Here is a 2,823-nt window from a genome sequence, read left to right on the forward strand (position 1 = left end):
GTCCTCGGGCATCGCCGGCATATCGACGGTCTCCAGCCAGCGCAGGCAGCCCAACTTGCTGTCAGGCGCACAGAGCCGGTTGAACACCATGGCACGCACGAGAGCTTCCGCATCAATCTTGCGCTTGCCCGAGCGCAAGGCTCGGCCGAGAGCGCGGTCGAAGCCAAGGTCTTTCCAAAGCTCATGCAAGGCAAAGACATCGCCGAAGGCTCGCGCCGTCTCGTGAGTGATCTTGGCCTTGGCTGGCTCCTCGCGGCCCGCCGCTCGACTGAGCCCCCGGATGAGCGCATCGAGATGGCCGTCCTTCATGCCATCAACACGCCCGAGATTGGCGATGACGCGCAGCCGGGGCTTGCCGGCCTCGTTCCGATAGGACTCGACGATCTGCAGGTAGCGGCGTCCGCCGCTCTCGGTGGTGCGCACAAACATGGAATGCAGGATGCCGTGCCAGACGCCACTCCACAACGCCAGATTTTCGACGACGTGTAACTACACGTGTTGCGCCGCTTCATACACCTAACCCACTGAAAAGACTCGCGCGCGCCAGGCTAAACCCTTTATTTTCCGGAAGATTCTGTCGAACTTCGGAGCACCCGCCGGTGATCGGCTCCCTGCCGACCGTTTCGGGCACGTACCCCCCGGATGAACGGCTCGAAGAACGCCCACTCCGCGTTCGACATCAGACCCCGCGCCATCGCGTCACTCCCCCCGACCAAAATCAGGCAGCGTGAATCACGCCGAAAGCGCTACGGGAAGGGTTTTGTCAACACGGCCTAGGATGAACGCCTTCTGAGCCTTGGTGAACTTCGATGCCTTCATGCAACTCCGCTCCTCTCCCAACCAGGAAAGATTGGCCGAAAGCTCCAGCTTAAAGCGGTCCAATTTTCAGGGGGCAGAGCAGATCGGAAGGATCGCGCATATACGCCGGACAAAAGTCCGCAACCTGCTCAGACCAAGACCGCGCAATAAACCCCTTGCAAAACAGGACGCGTCAAAAATTACGAAACCACTAGGAGAGGAAAAGACCACTAGCAGGCTGCTGAAAAAGGAAATGGACCTCGACGAACTGCATCAGCCGTCTCGAAGGGATGACAAGATATTGTGCGCAGGCGCTTCCAAAACCGATATGATGTGTCGTCGTAGGAGTCGAAGATGGGCACTCAAGACTTTTTCAGCAGCCTGCTAGAGAGGAAAAGATTGCTGCGAAGTATGCCGGTTACCAATCGGCGCGACGCCGATCACTCAGAAGATGAGGTCGTGTAAGTCGCTCGACCCGCTGATCTGCAGATTAATCTCGCCTTGTGCTGCGCCGTCGATCAACGCCCACATGATCTGGCTTGTCGGCTTATAGATAATGAAGGCTTCTTCGACGCCTGCCTCCCCGGCATTGGCCGTTTCCGCAAAGTTAACTTGGAAATCGTCGGCTTTCGCGCCGCTATTACCGAAGAGGAGAACGTCTCCATCTGTTGTCCGGAAATCCTGTATCCAATCAGAGCCATGTCCTTCGATGCCAATGTGAAAGAATTTGTCTGCGCCGCTGCCACCGTTAACCCTGTCGTGGCCGAAGCCTCCGTTGATAAAGTCGGCGCCGGCTCCGCCGAAGATCAGGTCTGAATAAGCACCGCCGGTGATGACGTCGTCGCCATCCTGACCGATCAACGTATCGACCCCAAAGCCCCCAGAAATTATGTCATTGCCAGAGCCGCCGTAGACTAAATCATTGCCGTAGCCGGCGTCGATGAGGTCGTTTCCCGCACCACCATAGATCTCGTCCCGAAGATCAGCTTCTGTATCGCCGCCAAAAATGAGATCGTCACCATTGCCGCCGAAGATGATATCAGCCCCATCCCCGCCAAATAGTTTGTCATGGCCGTTGCCACCGTAGAGCCGATCATTGCCCGCGCCGCCGTACAAGACGTCATTTCCGTCGTTGCCGTAAATCGTGTCGTTTCCGCCGTACCTAAGCGCCCGGTCCGCACCCAAAGACAGATCAAACACGTCTGATCCGGAGGGTGCCGAGCGAATGATACTAAAGTCGTCGGAAGTTTCCCGCGACAGCGCTGCATCGTAGACTTCCTTTTCTGGGAGCGCAATATCTGCGATTGCCCACGTTGGCTCCCAGTCGTTAATGGCATGTACTTCGGCGATCCTTGTGGTGGTTCCGCTCGTGATCACCCCCGATGCTGAATCCCATTCGATGGAGCTGCCGCCGAAATAGGTTGCGCTAAGCCCTTCGTTCCAAACCGCTTCAAAAAGTTCTGGATAGGTGATCCCGTTAAAGATATCGAAAGCATCATCGTACGGCATAGAACTGACGCCGGTCGAAATCAGCCGGTGCAAATTCAAATCCAACATGTTGAGAAACATATCGATTGAAGTGTTCGTCCATACCCGTGCCATTTCGCTCTTCCCTCGCGTGAGACTGCTGCTTGTCGAAAGACCTATAAGCAGATGTTTTGGGAAGTCGAGAAGTACAGATGGAAACAATCTGCGAGGCAGCGAATGCCGGTGTCGCCACAGACTTGATGATGCTTGACGCGACGACGTCCGGGTCGCCATCTTTGGCCGACGTGCTGCTTAGCTGTCACATCCCGGAAGGTAGTATGGCTGTTTCTTGAACAGCTCTGGCTTGATTTTGTGCCAGTCCTTCATGGCCTGCAAGGGCGCCTTGCTGGCCAACGCTGATTGCGGGAGCTGCTGGTTGTAGAGCCAGACGTATCGGTGGAGCGTGGTCTCCAGGTCCTCGCCTGATCGGAAATGGTGGCTCTGCAGGACCTCTTCGATCCGGCCGTTGAAGCGCTCGACCATTCCGTTGGTCTCGGC

The 2,823-nt window shown here is 56.5% G+C and carries 3 protein-coding genes and 1 pseudogene; all 4 read right to left on the reverse strand.

Annotated elements, in window-relative coordinates; translation table 11 throughout:
- The coding region (locus tag JSE7799_RS17960; RefSeq protein ID WP_503089894.1) for an IS1634 family transposase N-terminal domain-related protein at positions 1–429 on the reverse strand (429 nt) is incomplete at its 3' end.
- Between the two features lie 158 nt (positions 430–587).
- Positions 588–695, reverse strand: a pseudogene (locus JSE7799_RS21910) (IS5/IS1182 family transposase); the annotation flags it as partial.
- Positions 696–1,242: 547 nt separating this feature from the next.
- A complete protein-coding gene (locus JSE7799_RS17965; RefSeq protein WP_245624934.1) occupies positions 1,243–2,367 on the reverse strand; it encodes a calcium-binding protein in 1,125 nt (374 codons plus the stop codon).
- Between the two features lie 210 nt (positions 2,368–2,577).
- Positions 2,578–2,823 (reverse strand): integrase core domain-containing protein (locus tag JSE7799_RS17970; protein ID WP_144431794.1); only part of this gene is annotated, 246 nt, incomplete at its 5' end.

This window comes from Jannaschia seosinensis, assembly GCF_001408515.1.
Classification (GTDB): Bacteria; Pseudomonadota; Alphaproteobacteria; order Rhodobacterales; family Rhodobacteraceae; genus Jannaschia; species Jannaschia seosinensis.